The organism is Dendronalium sp. ChiSLP03b, assembly GCF_034531165.2.
GTDB lineage: Bacteria > Cyanobacteriota > Cyanobacteriia > Cyanobacteriales > Nostocaceae > Dendronalium > Dendronalium minutum.
The window spans coordinates 60,292-76,194 of the sequence record NZ_JAVRBR020000123.1; the positions used below are offsets into that span (position 1 = coordinate 60,292).

The 15,903-nt window shown below is 43.7% G+C and carries 13 protein-coding genes; 6 read left to right on the forward strand and 7 right to left on the reverse strand.

Annotated features, from left to right (window positions below; translation table 11 throughout):
- Positions 1–44: 44 nt before the first annotated feature.
- Positions 45–842, reverse strand: a complete 798-nt coding sequence (locus tag RMY31_RS28435; RefSeq protein ID WP_322657288.1) for a creatininase family protein — start codon at positions 840–842, stop codon at positions 45–47.
- A 172-nt stretch (positions 843–1,014) separates the two neighbouring features.
- Between RMY31_RS28435 and RMY31_RS28440 the strand changes: the two genes are divergently transcribed.
- Entirely contained in the window at positions 1,015–1,731 is a 717-nt protein-coding gene (locus RMY31_RS28440) for an ROK family protein (RefSeq protein ID WP_322657289.1), read from the forward strand.
- Positions 1,732–1,976: 245 nt separating this feature from the next.
- Here RMY31_RS28440 and RMY31_RS28445 read toward each other — a convergent pair whose 3' ends face one another.
- Positions 1,977–3,728, reverse strand: a complete 1,752-nt coding sequence (locus RMY31_RS28445) for a thiamine pyrophosphate-dependent enzyme (protein ID WP_322657290.1) — start codon at positions 3,726–3,728, stop codon at positions 1,977–1,979.
- Positions 3,729–4,241: 513 nt separating this feature from the next.
- Here RMY31_RS28445 and RMY31_RS28450 point away from each other — a divergent pair.
- A complete protein-coding gene (locus RMY31_RS28450; protein ID WP_322657291.1) occupies positions 4,242–4,643 on the forward strand; it encodes a peptidoglycan-binding domain-containing protein in 402 nt (133 codons plus the stop codon).
- A 50-nt stretch (positions 4,644–4,693) separates the two neighbouring features.
- On the opposite strand, the gene RMY31_RS28455 is transcribed toward RMY31_RS28450, so the two are convergent.
- Entirely contained in the window at positions 4,694–6,979 is a 2,286-nt protein-coding gene (locus RMY31_RS28455) for an FUSC family protein (protein ID WP_322657293.1), read from the reverse strand.
- Positions 6,980–7,208: 229 nt separating this feature from the next.
- Here RMY31_RS28455 and RMY31_RS28460 point away from each other — a divergent pair, with 229 nt between their 5' ends.
- Positions 7,209–7,823 carry a DUF1622 domain-containing protein gene (locus RMY31_RS28460; RefSeq protein WP_322657294.1) on the forward strand — a complete coding sequence of 205 codons (615 nt, stop codon included), beginning with the start codon at positions 7,209–7,211 and terminating at the stop codon, positions 7,821–7,823.
- 170 nt (positions 7,824–7,993) lie between these two features.
- Here RMY31_RS28460 and RMY31_RS28465 read toward each other — a convergent pair whose 3' ends face one another.
- Positions 7,994–9,769, reverse strand: coding sequence for an SWIM zinc finger domain-containing protein (locus RMY31_RS28465; protein ID WP_322657295.1), 1,776 nt, complete (start codon positions 9,767–9,769; stop codon positions 7,994–7,996).
- Positions 9,770–10,213: 444 nt separating this feature from the next.
- Here RMY31_RS28465 and lpdA point away from each other — a divergent pair, with 444 nt between their 5' ends.
- The 3 genes from lpdA (at position 10,214) to RMY31_RS28480 (ending at position 13,072) form a co-directional block, all read left to right on the forward strand.
- Positions 10,214–11,641 (forward strand): dihydrolipoyl dehydrogenase, encoded by a 1,428-nt coding sequence (gene lpdA / locus RMY31_RS28470; protein ID WP_322657296.1) that lies wholly within the window; start codon positions 10,214–10,216, stop codon positions 11,639–11,641.
- A gap of 176 nt (positions 11,642–11,817) precedes the next feature.
- A complete protein-coding gene (gene trpC / locus RMY31_RS28475) occupies positions 11,818–12,729 on the forward strand; it encodes an indole-3-glycerol phosphate synthase TrpC (RefSeq protein ID WP_322657297.1) in 912 nt (303 codons plus the stop codon).
- A gap of 91 nt (positions 12,730–12,820) precedes the next feature.
- Complete coding sequence (locus tag RMY31_RS28480) at positions 12,821–13,072, forward strand: DUF5340 domain-containing protein (RefSeq protein WP_214430562.1); 252 nt, start codon at positions 12,821–12,823, stop codon at positions 13,070–13,072.
- Positions 13,073–13,569: 497 nt separating this feature from the next.
- On the opposite strand, the gene RMY31_RS28485 is transcribed toward RMY31_RS28480, so the two are convergent.
- From RMY31_RS28485 to nblR, 3 genes are all read right to left on the reverse strand, one after another.
- Entirely contained in the window at positions 13,570–13,797 is a 228-nt protein-coding gene (locus RMY31_RS28485) for a DUF2949 domain-containing protein (protein ID WP_322657298.1), read from the reverse strand.
- A gap of 510 nt (positions 13,798–14,307) precedes the next feature.
- Positions 14,308–14,808 carry a DUF192 domain-containing protein gene (locus tag RMY31_RS28490; protein WP_322657299.1) on the reverse strand — a complete coding sequence of 167 codons (501 nt, stop codon included), beginning with the start codon at positions 14,806–14,808 and terminating at the stop codon, positions 14,308–14,310.
- Between the two features lie 231 nt (positions 14,809–15,039).
- Positions 15,040–15,726 (reverse strand): response regulator transcription factor NblR, encoded by a 687-nt coding sequence (gene nblR, locus RMY31_RS28495; RefSeq protein WP_322657300.1) that lies wholly within the window; start codon positions 15,724–15,726, stop codon positions 15,040–15,042.
- Between the last annotated feature and the right edge of the window lie 177 nt (positions 15,727–15,903).

The following is a 15,903-nucleotide window of genomic DNA, read 5'->3' on the forward strand; positions in this document are numbered from 1 at the left end:
CTAGTCGCCCAAGCAAGTAATAAATTAGACTTGACAAACATTTTCTAACGGGGTTGCTGAAAAACGTATATATCTTTGATCGCTTGTACCCAACCATCAGATACAGATTCGAGGATGCGATCGCCTTTTTCTCTAGTTGCAGTTGTCGCATCGCCGATGACTCCACTTTTACTGATATCCCGCGTCACCCAAGCCACAGGTAGCTTACCTTCCCAACTCAGTAGACTACTTTCTGGATGTTCTGGCGGATACTCTACAACGGCTTTCTCCAGCTTCACCTGTTCCGGTAAAATTGCCAGCATAATACTGGTTTCCGCATCTCCAGCGTGCATTCCTAACTCAGCTTCTTTCGGAGTCAGCAATTCTTTAGTGATATTAGGCACGCGCCAAGTAAACAGTGGAAACACCAAAAAGTCATCATACTTAACATGCAAATCTCGCGCTGCCATCTGCATAACTTGGGGTTGTCCCCCGTGGGAGTTCATCAACACCAATTTTTTAAACCCAGCACGGTAAACACTTTCTCCCACTTCCATAATCGTTGCTGTCAGCGTTTCCGTGCTGAGGGTAATCGTACCAGGAAAGTGCCAATGCTCGTTTGATTTACCATAATATAGGGTGGGCAATGCATAGACGGGAATATCAGCATCTAGCTTTTCCAAAGCTTTTCCCAGCACCCCCACACCGATAGCAGCATCGACAATCAGTGGCAAATGGGGGCCATGTTGTTCAATAGCCCCTACTGGTTGGATAATGACTACATTTTCCTTATTCGGCATTGTCTGGATGTCAGTCCAAGATAGATAAGGGAAAAAGCGTTCTGGAGGAATAAAGCTGTGCATTGTACTACTTTCGCGCCATTTTCATGTTACAGCGATTGGGTAACTCGGAGTTCTCTCTGGGGATTAGGGGCAATGAGGACTGGGAACGGATTTAGTTCACCCTAAAACCCAATACCTAATCTCTAGCCAACAGTCATCAGTCAAATTACAAGCAGTTAAAAGGACAAAACTCATGGTTGACGAAAATGGATCGATTCGCACTCTATCAGTTGATATTGGCGGTAGTGGTGTCAAAGCAATGGTTTTGGATATCACAGGAAATCCTCTAACGGAAAGGGCGCGTGTAGATACACCTCAACCAGCTAAACCAGAGGTTGTAATTAATGCAATTACAGTATTAGCAGCAGCTCAAGGCGAGTTTCATCGGATTTCTGTCGGGTTTCCCGGTGTGGTGCGCTGCGGAGTTACAGAAACAGCAGTCAACTTACATCCAGATTGGATAGGGTTTGACTTAGAAACAGTATTGTCAAACCGCTTAAACAAGCCTGTACGCGCAATTAATGATGCAGATATGCAAGGATTTGGGGCGATCGCAGGTAAGGGCGTAGAATTAGTCGTCACCTTGGGTACAGGATTTGGTTCGGCTTTGTTTGTGGATGGTAAATTAGTGCCGAACATGGAAATGGGACATCATCCGTTTCGTAAGGGTGAGACTTATGAGGAACAACTCAGGCGTGCAGAGTTAGAAAAAATTGGTGAGAAAAGATGGAATAGGCGTTTAGAAAAAGCGATCGCATCTTTGCAAAGGCTGTTCAACTATGATTATCTTTACATTGGTGGTGGTGAAGCTGTAAGAGTAAATATCCAGCTACCTTTAAACGTGAAACTCATCCCTAATGTCACTGGTTTGTTAGGCGGTATTGCTTTGTGGCGAGATCGGGAAAGTTGATATTCTCCTACCCCTGTATTCGGAGTACCGAGTAAGTAGATAAACAAAAATATTTACAGTCATTGCGATCGCGGAGCGTCTCGTACCCCAGCGGGAAGCCGAAGAAGGCCCGTCTACATTATGCTTTGCTGCATTCGTAATGACATAGTGTAATTAATTATGTTTACCTACTTACAGTGAGGGATTTTCAGACTTATCGAAACAGTGCTGAGTAAAAAAGTAAAATTAATTGCACTCAGCATCTTTTAAATCAGCTCTTTGACTTTATCTGACACTGCTGTGAAGATAATCTTCTCGCGGTTAGGCTCACCTCTAATCAGAGATTCAGCAAACTTAGCCGCTTGATTTAGGGTAATTTTAGGCGGCAAGGGTGGTTCATGGGGATCGACGATCGCCTCAACAATTACCGGCCCTGGTGTAGCAAGTGCTTGGTCAAGAATATCGCCACAAGTCGCGGGGTCATCAATGGTAAAGCCAGTTGCACCGCAAGCACGAGCAAAAGCAGCATAATCCATCGGTTGCAGTTCGCAGGCATATTCTGGATTGCCCAAGAAGACCATCTGCTCCCACTTAATCTGACCCAAGGTGTTGTTCTTGATGATGACAATTTTGACGGGCAGCTGATATTTGACACAAGTTAAAAACTCTGCCATTAACATTGAAAAGCCACCATCCCCGACAAAAGCAACGCACTGTCTCTCTGGATAGGCAATTTGGGCGGCGATCGCGTAGGGAAGACCGCAAGCCATTGAGGCCAGTGTTCCCGATACTGAATGCATTTGACCCTGCTTAGCTGGAATTTGCCGCGCCCACCAAGTCGTATTCGTACCAGAATCTGCGGCAACGATCGCAGTGTCAGATAAACGTTTGCCCAGTTCCCACGCGACTACTTGGGGTTTCATGGGCTTATCCTGCCGCGTACCCCTCTGTTCCATTAACTTCCACCAATCTTTCATCCCGGATTGAGCTTTTTCTAGAAAACTCCTATCCTCTTTATGTTCCACTAGCGACAGAATTGCTTGTAAGGTGCGACGGCTATCACCAACTAACCCCACTTCAACGGGATAACGCAACCCAATCCGCATGGGATCGATGTCAATCTGGACACCTCGTGCTTGTCCCGGCTTGGGTAGAAATTCCATATATGGGAAAGATGTACCTACCATCAACAGAGTGTCACAGTCTTCCATCGCCTCTTGGGATGGCTTGGTTCCAGTCAACCCAATTCCACCTGTAGTATACGGGCTGAAATCTGGTACAGCCGCTTTACCCAACATCGCTTTGACAATTGGTGCCTCTAGCTTTTGTGCCAGCTGTTCCAATTCAGTTGTTGCTCTTAAAGCCCCACGACCAGCCAAAATTACTATTTTCTTGCCAGCATTCAAAATCTCAACGGCACGCAGCAAATCATTTTCACTGGGCAGTTGGGCACTGTGCGCCCTCACATCCGATGTGTGATGGAGAACATTGTGCATAGAATGCTTTTTAGTAACCTTCTCGGTCTGGAAATCAATTGGAAATGTGATGTGAGCCACACTTCGGTAGGAGATAGCAGCACGGCAAGCCAAATTTGCAACAGTCTCGATATGGTCAGGCCCCATCACACGAGTGTTATAGACGGCGACATCCATAAACACTTTGTCAAGGTCTACATCTTGCTGGGAGTGAGTATCAATCAAATCATGGAAGTGTTGACCTGTAATTGCCAACACTGATTGACCATCCATCTTAGCGTCATAAAGACCATTAATTAGATGCAGACCGCCAGGCCCTGATGTCGCCAGACACACACCCAATTTACCTGTGTATTTAGAGTAGGCACAAGCCATAAAAGCCGCCGCTTCTTCATGGCGCACTTGGATAAAGCGGATTTTGTCTTGGCGCTGGCGCAAAGCTTCCATTACGCCATTAATTCCATCACCAGGTATACCAAAGATAGTATCGACACTCCAATCAATTAAAGTGTCAACTAGAACATCGGATGCTGTTGTTACCATTTTTAATTTCCCGACACTTTACTGCTGTTTAAACGCGGTATTGCATTTACATCAAGTTTGTGTAATTACAAAAATTGTCCTGAAAGGTTTTGTTTTATATTGAGATTAATTTCTTTAAGCTGCATCTGGCAGTTGGGAGAGACTCAGCTTGACGAAATTCATCCCTGATACCGAGTTCATTCAAAAGTAGTAGGGAGGATGAGGGGAATGAAGAGCATATCACTTCCCCATTTCTAGATGCTATTTCTGACCGCTGATTTATAGAAGATTTTGATTGCTTACAAATAACGGCTTACCGAAGCCTTAATAAATTAATCATGCTTTTGTCACAATTTTGCAATAACTTTGTCAATATGATGTGTGATGCTAAAGCTCTGGGTTAGGAAGGCTCACTCCATACCAAACCCATACACCAGAGTCTACGAGGAGAATCACCATGAGGTACAAGCCCTTATGAGGATGACTCTTCAAATCAAAGTTGCAAAATCTCACATAATTGAAAGGAACAAAAAGATGAATTGGAAAGTACTCGCTTGCCTCCCTATTCTGATAGCTACTGCCGTGCCAGCTTACTCTTTAACTAATAATAAAAGCCACAATCCGACTACTGCTGCCCACGTTGCTCAAAATACCCAACAAGCTAACACCATGAAAAAGGCTAATACTGTGCAAAAGCTTCATGCTAAGCACAAGTCTAATAATATGGCCAACCATAGTACCGTACTGAGAGTAGGTAGCAGAGGAGAGGCAGTCAAAAAAGCTCAGAATGTTTTAAAGCAGCAAGGATTTTATACTGCAAGCGTGAATGGTGTTTTTGATAAAAATACCCGTTCAGCAGCGATCAAATTTCAGAAGTCTAAAGGATTAAGAGCAGACGGAATAATTGGGCCTCGGACTATGGCAGCTATGAAATAAAATAATTTGCTCAATTTTTTCACTGGAATCAAGTAATCCAGTAAAGCAAATTATTCTTGCAGACGTGCAATCACACAGTGCATAACTTTAATTTCATTGACAATTCGCTCCAGTTCTATAAATAAGGGAGTTTGTTCTCGAACGGCTTGTAATGTCGGAGTTAAAGTGTTGGCATTTGTGGCAATCTCTGATAACCGAGTAGTATGTAGCTGTTCAATTTGGTCGTGAATTGCTTCGAGATAGCCATCCAGCGCTGGTAACGGTTGGGGTGGCTGTCTTTGTCGAAGGGCATCTGCTAGGTTTTCTAAAACTTGGATAATGGTATCAGTAAGTTGTTTGAGTTCAGTAAATTGGTACTCGCCGCTAAATTCCCGCAGATGTTCTGCTAGAGTTGTAACTGAACTGAAAAAGCCACGAATGTATACCATCAGCGTCATTACAGGTTCGATTTCTCCCTGAACGTGACGAGGTTCGCTGAACAATCTTTGAGCCGCCGCAGCAGCGTTGACGTTCTCTAGTCCAGCTTGATGGCGTAGCATATTGATAGAATCACCAGACGAATTCTGTTCTGGATAAAGATATTTAGCAATAACCTGTTGAAAGTAGATAAGATTGGCTCGAATTGTCTTTTGCAATTGTGCAGGAAGTTGCTGTCGTTCCCAACGGGGGAAAAGTAAATAGCTGCCAACCAGTGCTAAGATTCCCCCAATCAGGCTATCAACAATACGCCATACTCCTACCTTCCAGCCACCTGCACTAATAACGTCGAGTAGCAAGATGATGGCAGGAGTAAGTAGTATGGTGAATATACTGTAGCTTAACGATCGCACCGACATAGCAGCAAACACGAGTAGCAGGAAACAAATAGCGATCGCCAATGGATTCTTAATTAGTAAGACCAAAGTAATGCCAATGATTCCACCCAAAATCGTACCGATGACCCTTTGTACTGTTGTCTCAAATGTTCCACCAAAGTTGGGCTTAAGTGCAACTAAAGCTGTGAGGGTTATCCAGTAGCCTCTAGGTAATTGCAATACCGAGGCAAGTAATTCAGCGAGCGTTGTTATCAGTGCAAGGCGCAACGCGTGACGAAACAGAACTGAATCAAAAGTGAAGTTATTCCGCAGTGTATCAATAATTGCAGAACGCTCTGACTGGGCTGGGGGGGAAATATCTCGCTGGTCGATGCGGCGCGGTTTTCCCTGTCTTAAATCTGTAACAATATCCGCATCAGTATGAATTTGCTGTGCCAGCTTTGTCAGACTAGTTTCAATCTTCTTCAGGTTGACTAGTTGGGAATAAACATCTGTCTGGACATGGCTCGTTTGATTGAGAATTTGAGAGCGCAGAACTTGCCACTGGTTTCCCAGTGCCTCAACCGTCCGATCCAGATCCCCCAGGTGAACTGAGTTTTTTCCTTTGGCGATTGCTTCTGACAACATTTGTAGAGCAATTGCCAACTGTTCTATCGCTTGCTGAATTTCTTTCTGTAACCGAGAAAATAGTTGACCTTCAGATGCGATCGCTAACAGTTCGTTCAATGCAACAACAGAATTGACAATTTGATTGGCATCCTCAATCAACACGAGTAAGTGATTTTCCCGCAGGTTAGCTCCTTTTTGCCTAGTCCACATGGCTGTCCAGATGCTACGGGCAGATGTCAAATCCTGAATGATAGTATCCTGAGCTTGCAAAAATCGCTCTGTCCACTCCTGACTATCCTGGGGATTTAATGCTCTGTGGCTTGCCAAATCCACAAATTTTCTCAACGCTAGATAACTGTTAGCGACTATCTGCCTTACAGGTACGTCAGGACGCACTACCCACAGTCCTGATGACAACACAGTTGTCCATATTCCACCAGCCAGACAGAGCGCACATTGCTGGATAAGAGTAGATAAATTGGAAAATGAAGCAAATTTAGCCAGCGCGATGACAAACATAATCGAAGTCACCAAGCTGACAGATGCAGCCACACTGCCATACAAACCCGCTAAGCCTGCTATAAACATCACCAAGAACGTCGCCGGAACAGATAACCAGAGATTACTGCTAACCAGACTCGCGATCGCGAACACCACAGTCACCGCAATGGTAGCAGCTATCATCGCAGCTACTTTCTGGCGATAAGTTCCGTCAACATTTACCATACCAACAAACCAAGCTGCCATAGTGGCGATCGCACTTGCAGCAGTATGACCAGTAATGATTCCAACTCCAATAGGGACACTTAGTATCAAAAGGCTACGCAATCCGGAGAAAATGGCGGGCTGACCTGGCTTGAGTTGAAACTGCTGCAACAACCAACTGAGAGGACGTTTATCTGTTGATGGCATTATTAGGCTGGCGACTGTAAATGAAAAAAGTAAAAATAAATCGCCTCTTACAGAATTTTAGCCAGATAAGTAGAAGGCAGGAGGTGAGCCACTGCAAGTCGAAGCAAGCTACGCGTCAGCGGACGTACCCGAAGGGCAGGAGATTGAAAGTAAAAATTTAATCTTCCCCACTCACTGTTCATACATTTTGTTTTGATATTGATTTTTGGATCATTTTTACCGTCCAAAAATGAGAGCATCTAGCGAATACGCACTAGGAGCTAGTGAAGTAGATACAATATGTTACAGGACGCAGTCATCACTCGAAGTCTCTGAGTTTCCAAAGCGATCGCAAGGTTTTATGAAACGAGAGCCATCCAGAGATTCATTGCTCAATTTACTATTACCGCTAGCACTCATCTTGGGGTTAGTTTTAATTCTGAGTTTGAATGTGGGAGAAGCTAGAGATGAGAGGGCGTTAACAAGTCCTCTGGAGACGTGGCTCAAAGTCATTGTCGGTTATTTGGCAGCAGCGACAGAAATTGCAGCAGCAGTTGTAATTGGCGGAGCGGTAATCCGAGGTATTACTAGTTATCTGCGATTGTTGTTTGCTCGTTCTAAACAACATTTCGATGCCACAGAAGCAATTCGTCTACAATTGGGACGAGTACTGGCATTGGGGCTGGAATTCACTGTTGCCAGCGATATATTGCGGACGGCAGTAGCACCTACTCGCCAAGATATATTGAATTTGGGAGCGATCGTCTTGCTGCGAACCCTACTGAATTATTTCTTGGAGCGCGAGATTCAGCAGGGGGAACAACGCCGTTTGCCGGAGCCGGAGATTGATAGGAGTATAGGATGAAACCTCACCGTTCCAGCTTAAAACCCTTGGAAGGTGCGAATCGCTCGCTTCGCAGCCGCCTCGATTGGAAAAGTGAATTGGTATTAGCAACTGCCCCGACAGTAGTCATTGCCTAAACCAGAAAAGCCAGTTCAAATCGGACTTTTTTAATTACGAATTACGAATTAGTATTACTCCATACCCCGTTGCTTGAACATTTCCATTAATTTCCGCTTGCGGGCGTGGCTTTGTACTAGTGTTGCCCGATAACTTGACCAGTCTGCTTTTCTCCCAGATTCCAAATAAGCAGCGCGTGCTTTCTTTAACCATTCAACTGCATAATAATAGTATTCTGCTTTACCCCGATCCATAATCTTTTCAGCACGGCGACGGGCATTAGCAATCACCCAATCAGGATTGTAAGGGATGGCAGCATTCATGACTCGGTGTATTAACTCAGAATAATAGGAGCTGAGTTCTGTAACGATCGCAATGGCATCGTCTATTAACCCTTCATGCAAAAAAATATCTATCTTTGCTGATGCTGTTTCCCAACCTCCAAAGGTGCGGATGGTTTTCAACAAGTCAATTTTGACACTTTCCCAGTTGTCTCCAGCAAGTTCTTCTATCTTTTGGTAGTCAAAAAATGAAGGCTTTACTTGGAAAGCAGCTTTGGTTGCTGATAAACCGGCTTCACGATTATCCAATTCCAGCGCTAAATCACTTGTCCAAATTCCCAATTCATACTGAGAATTTCCTGGTAACTTTAATCCACTTAGGGCTATGTCTAATGCTTGCTGCAATGAGCCTTGCTCCGCAAGTGTTTTAGCTAGGGCAAAAGCTTCTTCGATTGAGTTCATCTCGGTTTGGGCAGCCTCAATTGCTTCTTCTACCCTGCCTAACCTACCCAGCATTGTCAGATATTGTTGAGTTTGCCCTTCAGCTGACGCTAAATACAGGTATTCTTCGTAACGTTCCTGACGTTCGAGGATTTTCAGGCGAATTAGTGCTAAATCATCAGCGTAATCTGGGACTTCTCCCTCCCAAACTCCCCTTTCAGTGATATTTCCTTCTAGAACACTCACCAGCGCTGGTTCATCCCAGCCTTGGTGCAAAGCCTCTAAACTCATGCCAAAATCAGCGCTCCACTCATCTTGCCATGCTTCTAAATTCACCTGGATATCAACTTTTTCTTCTGGGGTAAGTTCAACGCTGAGAATGGCTTCACACCAAGCATGATTTAATTCACCAACAATCTCATCATTGTCACCACCATATTCTGCAACATCGTCCCAATTTTCTACACAGGTAGAAGTTATCGCCTCCAAAATAGCGATCGCACTATAACCATCTCCCCGTTCGCTAAAATCTACAGCAGTTTGGATCACGCTGGGCAATTCTTCACTAATTGGGTCGTCCTCGTAGCCATCTTCCCAGTAGCGCACTGCATCCCGAAGAATTTGGCGTACCTGCTGCCCAAACGGCTTGCTATTAATACTAGTCAAGCGTACAGGTTTGACGCTTTGTTGCTTGGTAACAGCATCGATTGTCCAACTGACATGGTGATCGATAGCCTCAATCAACTGTGGGTATCGGGCTACCAATTCTTGCACCAGTCTTTGGGTTTGCAGATGATCGAGGGAATCAAGCAGTTGTTCTAGGGTGGGGCGTTGCTCAATAATTTCTGGCTGACGCACGCAGACGAGTATCGTCGCTACAATGTGTTTACACCAACCGTCAAAGTTGTAAGCACAGGTGCAGTTTGCTGAAGTTACACTTTGCTCGTCAAAACTTAGACTGACGCGATAAGGTCTAGCTTCACTACCTTCAACTTCTGCTTGAAGCTGATGACTACGTTGGGTAAGGGCAGTGACAGCACCTGCCTCATAATAAACCTCACCCCGTTGGAAAGATTTGGTGTTGGCATTACGGCGGATGGTGAATTCACTGATTTTGGGAATAGACATCGAGCGATCGCCTGTGAAAATCCTGTACGTGAATGAATTTTATATCCAGCTTAAGTGTTGAGATAATGCGTTGCAAGAGAACTCAAAGTAACAGAAAGTTCCTCATGTAGTAGCATTTGTATTTTACGTCACTAATTACTTAATTCTTTACTCAGTTTATTTTTGATCGGAGTAGATCGTTGTTCCAACTAACATGATGCTCTTCAATAAATAAAAGGACTATTTGTAACCTGACCTACATACCATACTTTGCCAATAAATTTATAGTTGTAGTATTAAATAAGATAGGTACATATTTTTTACTATAATAATACTCAAAACATAAATCTCTTCACCTGCTAACGTAAATCATAATTTGATTTAGCAACTCTTAAATATGAAGGGGGTTGCATTGATTGCTTGTCAAGTTGAGAATAAATATGCGAAGCACGCGGGGAAACTAACGTGAGTCATGGATTTGATTACGATTTAGTGATTATAGGCGCTGGCGTAGGCGGACATGGCGCAGCCCTACACGCTGTCAGCTGCGGTTTGAAAACAGCAATTATCGAAGCTGCTGACATGGGCGGAACCTGTGTCAATCGGGGCTGCATTCCTTCTAAAGCGCTGTTGGCAGCAGCTGGACGTGTGCGGGAATTACGCAATGCCCACCACCTAAAGTCGCTGGGAATTCAAATCGGCAGTGTGGATTTCGATCGGCAAGCGATCGCCAATCATGCCGGCAATCTAGTCTCGAAAATTCAAGGCGACTTAACCAACAGCCTCAAACGACTAGGAGTTGATATCATTCGGGGTTGGGGGAAAATAGCTGGAAAGCAAAAAGTGACCGTGACTGGCGATGGCGGTGAAAAAACCATCACAGCTAAAGATATTATCCTTTCCCCTGGTTCAGTCCCCTTCGTGCCTCCAGGCATTGAAATAGACGGCAAAACCGTTTTTACCAGCGACCAAGGCGTGAAATTGGCATCTCTACCGGAATGGGTGGCGATTATTGGTAGCGGTTACATCGGCTTGGAATTTTCTGACGTTTACTCAGCTTTGGGCTGTGAAATCACCATGATTGAAGCCCTAGATCAGTTAATGCCAGGATTTGACCGCGATATTGCCAAACTCGCCGAACGAGTGCTAATTACTCCCCGCGACATTGAAACCAAGGTGGGGATTTATGCCAAAAAAGTCATTCCCGGTTCTCCGGTGGTAATTGAGTTGGCAGATTTCAAAACCAAAGAAGATTTAGATGTCATCGAAGTGGATGCTTGCCTAGTTGCCACAGGACGTATCCCAGCAACGCAAAACCTCGGTTTAGAGTCTATTGGCGTGGAACTAGATCGGCGGAATTTTATCCCCGTCGATGACCGCATGGCAGTGCTGAGTGCAGGTGAAGTCGTACCGCATTTGTGGGCAATTGGCGATGCCAACGGCAAAATGATGCTGGCACACGCCGCTTCTGCTCAAGGCATCGTCGCGGTGGAAAATATTGTCGGGCGATCGCGTGTGGTAGACTATCGCAGCATCCCCGCAGCCGCATTTACTCACCCAGAAGTTAGCTATGTAGGTATGACAGAAACCGCAGCCAAGGAATTGGGTGCAGCTGAAGGCTTTGAAATCGGTACAAGTAAAAGTTACTTCAAAGGCAATTCCAAAGCCTTAGCAGAAAACGAAGCCGACGGTATCGCAAAGGTTGTGTATCGCAAAGATACAGGTGAAGTCTTAGGCGTTCACATTTTCGGATTGCACGCCTCAGACTTAATTCACGAAGCCTCAGCAGCCATCGCTAACCGTCAATCAGTGAACGCCCTCGCTCATTTAGTTCACGCCCACCCCACACTATCAGAAGTGCTGGACGAAGCCTACAAACGAGCCGTTATTTAGGGAGTAGAGAGCAGGGGGAGCAGGGGGAGATGAGGGAAATAATCAATCCTCAATCCCCAGTCCCCATTGCCCCTAATCCCCAGAGGGGGTCCCGAGTTCCCCAATTCCCAATCCCGATTGCCCCTAATCCCCAGAGGGGGTCCCGAGTTCCCCAATCCCCAGTCCGAGTCCGCATCATGCAAATCCGCCGCCGTTCACCAAGCCCAGCTATTAATGTATCTATATTGCGCTACCAAGTTGCTTTGCCCGATGCAGCCCCAAATAATATCTTGGAAGAAATCGTCTGGCATAAAGAAATCGAAGTTGACCAAATGCGGGAAAAGGTACCTTTGCTGGAATTGCAGAAACAGGCACTCACAGCACCCCCAACTCGTGATTTTGTTGCAGCTCTACAGCAAGGTAAGACAAATCCAGCGTTGATTGCGGAAGTTAAAAAAGCTTCCCCTAGCAAAGGTATTTTACGAGAAGATTTCGACCCAGTAGCGATCGCCTTATCCTACGAGCAAGGTGGTGCAAGTTGTCTTTCTGTATTGACTGATGTCAAGTTCTTTCAAGGTGGCTTTGATAATTTAGCTAAAGTTCGCGCTACCGTAGATTTACCATTACTGTGCAAGGATTTTGTTATATATCCTTACCAAATGTACTTAGCTCGCGTTCAAGGTGCAGATGCTGTTTTGTTGATTGCAGCTATCCTCAGCGACCAAGATTTGCAATACTTTATTAAAATTGCCAATGCCCTCAATATGGCAGTTTTGATTGAAGTCCATAGCTTAGCAGAACTTGACCGTGTACTAGCTTTAGATAGTGTATATTTAGTAGGAATTAATAATCGTAATTTAGAAGATTTCTCTGTTGACTTGCAAACTACTTGTCAACTATTAGCAGCAAGAGCAAAGCAACTACAGGAACGGAAAATACTGGTTGTCAGCGAATCAGGATTACATAATTCAAATGATTTGAGTGTAGTGGAAAAAGCAGGTGCATCCGCAGTTTTGATTGGAGAGTCTTTGGTCAAACAATCAGATCCAGAATTAGCGATCGCCAATCTCTTTTCTAAATCTTCATCTGTATCTACATCAAGCCAATAACCAAATATTTCTTTATTGTGTAACAATTCATTAGCAAGAGACATATTCTCTTGACTACGAAATCCCACATTTTAAATCTCAAATTAACTACATGGAGCAAATTCCTCTACCTTCACCTGTCCACTACGAACTTCTACTCCAACTCTTAGAAAGACAAACTATGTCAGCAGTCAGTCAAAACCCTGATTTGCGCCGTCAGGTAAATCAACTAATTATTACTCTCCGCAAAGCAGCAGTGCAACAAAAACAGCTAGAAGAAATTTGCCAGTTTTCCTCTGTAGGAGTAGACCATCGTTGGTCAATCAATCATCATAACGCTGAGAAAGTTGTTACTTCCGATTGAAACAAAGCAAATTTAAAAGTCAAAAGTCAAAAAATATTTTTTCCATAACTATACACCTGTTAACAGATAACCAATTACTTTTGCCAACTGATACTAGTTGGATAAATTTACCATGATTGTCTGAGGGACTTCTAAATAAACAATATCTCATTGTAATTGTTGATTATTGAACGCCAGTCGCGACTCAACCCTTCTCCTAAGGTCGCCGCCGCGAGAATGGTAAGCCCGCCCCCAAGCTGGCTCCTGTTGACTGTGCACAAAATCAAGCGGGATAATTTATTTGTGGGATTTTAATCCAAAAAATCTGTCTTGAAATCCTAAATTGTTGTGACAACCGACTACTAACAAAATTAAAAGAGCGAGTTGATTCTTTAACTCGCTCTTTTAATTTGTATTTAAATGAGTAGAAATGGTAAGAGACAATTTTCTTATCTATCAGCCTTGATATAAGGCATGGATGTGACATAATTCAATTCTCCTGCACGAGCTACTCATATCTACGCCGTCTCCAGCCAATCGTAAATTCGTTCCAACTGTTCTAAAGTGATCAACCCGTACTGCCAAAGAATCATCGGTAAAGGTCCAGGATCTTGCTCGCGGTGTCGCAGAGCAACCGCTAACGATGCTGCGGAAATTGACAAATCTTCTTGCAAAAAATGAATCAGTCGAGAATATGTTGATGGTGACATTTGTAACTCACCTCCTTGCCTATTTTGTATTGTCATATATCGATTTACCATTACTCAGTAACCCGCAGCTAATATTTCATCTACGACCAAACGATGACCGGATAAACACCTCTACAATTTTGCCTAATATTCCTCAAAAAGAGTGGTTTTATCTAAAAAAACAGGAAATCTCAGCTTTAGCCTTACTTATCTGCTTAGTTCTTAAGCTACAAGTTAGTCAAGTCAAATTGGTTTCACCTTTTTTACTTTAGTGTTTTATTTAATTACACATATAGTAATAAAGATTCCATAGCCTATACTCTCCTATGAGCGACTATTTATACGTACACCAAAAGGAGGATCTTTGTGACTAAACGCTGTGAACTGTGATTTTACATTAGAAACAGGACTGTTTCCTATTTTTGACATGATATTAAATAGTAGCCTCACAATTCAGTCTTTTACATCTACTTGATAGTTTTTTTACAAAAACATCATGAAGTAATATTCTCTCAGTGCCTACAGGAGAAACCATTCCAATATTTATCTCAGCACAGCTACGGTTACTTAAAATTCAATTTTGACGCGATCGCCATTTTGCAAGTTTAATTCCTCAGCTCGTCCAGAACGCAGTTCAATTACCGTATCGATGGGTACATTAGGGCCATAAGTAGGGCAAGGCTCACTGGCACAGGGAGGTGCAGAAGCTTGAATATACTTCACCATCCCATTTTGCAAAAAGACCATATCTAAAGGAACTGGTACATTCTTCATCCAAAACCTGACTGGCTGTGCCGAAGAAAACTTAAATAGCATCCCCCGATTATCTGGTAAAGCTGGTCGATACATCAATCCTTTTGCCTGCTGTTCCGGGGACTGTGCCACTTCTAACTGAATCGTCGTACCGTCAGGAACTATTGCCTTTGCAGAAATCGGTAGCGTTTGACCAGCAGATGTTTCCAATGGAGTGCTTGGGGTTGCAGCAGGAGATTTAGCGTTTGTTTGTATGGAACAGCCCATCAACAAAATCCCCAGCATCAAGGGTACTAAACTTAGCCAACGTATCATACAACTTTTGATTTTGTAATTTAGATTTCGATTTTACAGAATTTGGGCCAGAAAGCCTACGGTTTTTAGTTGTTTTATTTGGGACTGGGGGTAATGGGGATTGAGGATTAGGGAATACAAATTGAGACACCTAGCAGTAACTTTGCTAATAATCTGCCTGTATCAATGCTGTGTGCCTTAATTACGTTAGCGTAGCGGTAGCGAGTCCGCGAGCGTCATTACAAATTAATATTAAGATTCTCTTAATACGTAGCCTACACCTCGAACTGTTTGAATAAGACGCTTTTGACCTTCATCTTCGATTTTTAGGCGTAAGTAGCGAATATAGACTTCAATCACATTCGACTCACCCATAAAGTCGTAGCCCCAAACATTTTCTAGGATTTGTTCGCGGGTTAAAACTTCACGAGGATGTTCCATTAAAAACTTTAATAGTTCAAATTCCTTCATTGTTAAGTCAATAGCTCGGCCGTTGTGTATGGCGCGGCGGGTCGCTATGTCTAATACTAAATCTCCAAAACGTAATTGCTCTGTTGTATCGATATCAGGTTTTAAATAAAGGCGAATCAACTTCAAAAAGTCTTCTGGGCGGTAAGGCTTGAGAATGTAGTCATCAGCACCAGCTTCTAGACAAGCTACGCGATCGTCAACTGTATCTCTTGCCATTAGTACTAGCACTGGCGATCGCATACCAGCGCTTCTAAGATTTTTGCATAACGAGAGTCCTGATTCGCCTGCGAGCATTCGGTCTAAAACGATTAAAGCAGGTTGGCGATCGCGGCAGTATTGTAAACCACTGGTCGCATCGTGAGCTAAAATCGCTTCGTAACCGGCTTCTTGCAAATCAAAAGAAAGCTGATTTGCTAGGCTATCATCGGTTTCAATCACCAAAACACAGGGACTGTGAGCAACTGTCATAACAATATTTAGGATGTTGGATTTTGGAACCAGTTCGCTCTAATTGAGCGAACTGGCGCGATTATACAGACCTTTGAGAAAAAATCTGTACATCAGCTAGAAGTTTAATTGCAGGTTTTTAGGGATGGATAAATCCTGAGTTGAGATGTTGATTAAGATTTTTTAGTAGATTCAGGT

What these genes read in the sequence shown, in the direction of transcription:
- RMY31_RS28485 (WP_322657298.1), bottom strand. Translation starts at nt 13,797, where the DNA reads ATGACAATACAAAATAGGCAAGGAGGTGAGTTACAAATGTCACCATCA.
- RMY31_RS28445 (WP_322657290.1), bottom strand. Translation starts at nt 3,728, where the DNA reads ATGGTAACAACAGCATCCGATGTTCTAGTTGACACTTTAATTGATTGG.
- RMY31_RS28450 (WP_322657291.1), top strand. Translation starts at nt 4,242, where the DNA reads ATGAATTGGAAAGTACTCGCTTGCCTCCCTATTCTGATAGCTACTGCC.
- trpC (WP_322657297.1), top strand. Translation starts at nt 11,818, where the DNA reads ATGCAAATCCGCCGCCGTTCACCAAGCCCAGCTATTAATGTATCTATA.
- RMY31_RS28435 (WP_322657288.1), bottom strand. Translation starts at nt 842, where the DNA reads ATGCACAGCTTTATTCCTCCAGAACGCTTTTTCCCTTATCTATCTTGG.
- RMY31_RS28480 (WP_214430562.1), top strand. Translation starts at nt 12,821, where the DNA reads ATGGAGCAAATTCCTCTACCTTCACCTGTCCACTACGAACTTCTACTC.
- nblR (WP_322657300.1), bottom strand. Translation starts at nt 15,726, where the DNA reads ATGACAGTTGCTCACAGTCCCTGTGTTTTGGTGATTGAAACCGATGAT.
- RMY31_RS28460 (WP_322657294.1), top strand. Translation starts at nt 7,209, where the DNA reads ATGAGAGCATCTAGCGAATACGCACTAGGAGCTAGTGAAGTAGATACA.
- RMY31_RS28440 (WP_322657289.1), top strand. Translation starts at nt 1,015, where the DNA reads ATGGTTGACGAAAATGGATCGATTCGCACTCTATCAGTTGATATTGGC.
- RMY31_RS28465 (WP_322657295.1), bottom strand. Translation starts at nt 9,769, where the DNA reads ATGTCTATTCCCAAAATCAGTGAATTCACCATCCGCCGTAATGCCAAC.
- RMY31_RS28455 (WP_322657293.1), bottom strand. Translation starts at nt 6,979, where the DNA reads ATGCCATCAACAGATAAACGTCCTCTCAGTTGGTTGTTGCAGCAGTTT.
- RMY31_RS28490 (WP_322657299.1), bottom strand. Translation starts at nt 14,808, where the DNA reads ATGATACGTTGGCTAAGTTTAGTACCCTTGATGCTGGGGATTTTGTTG.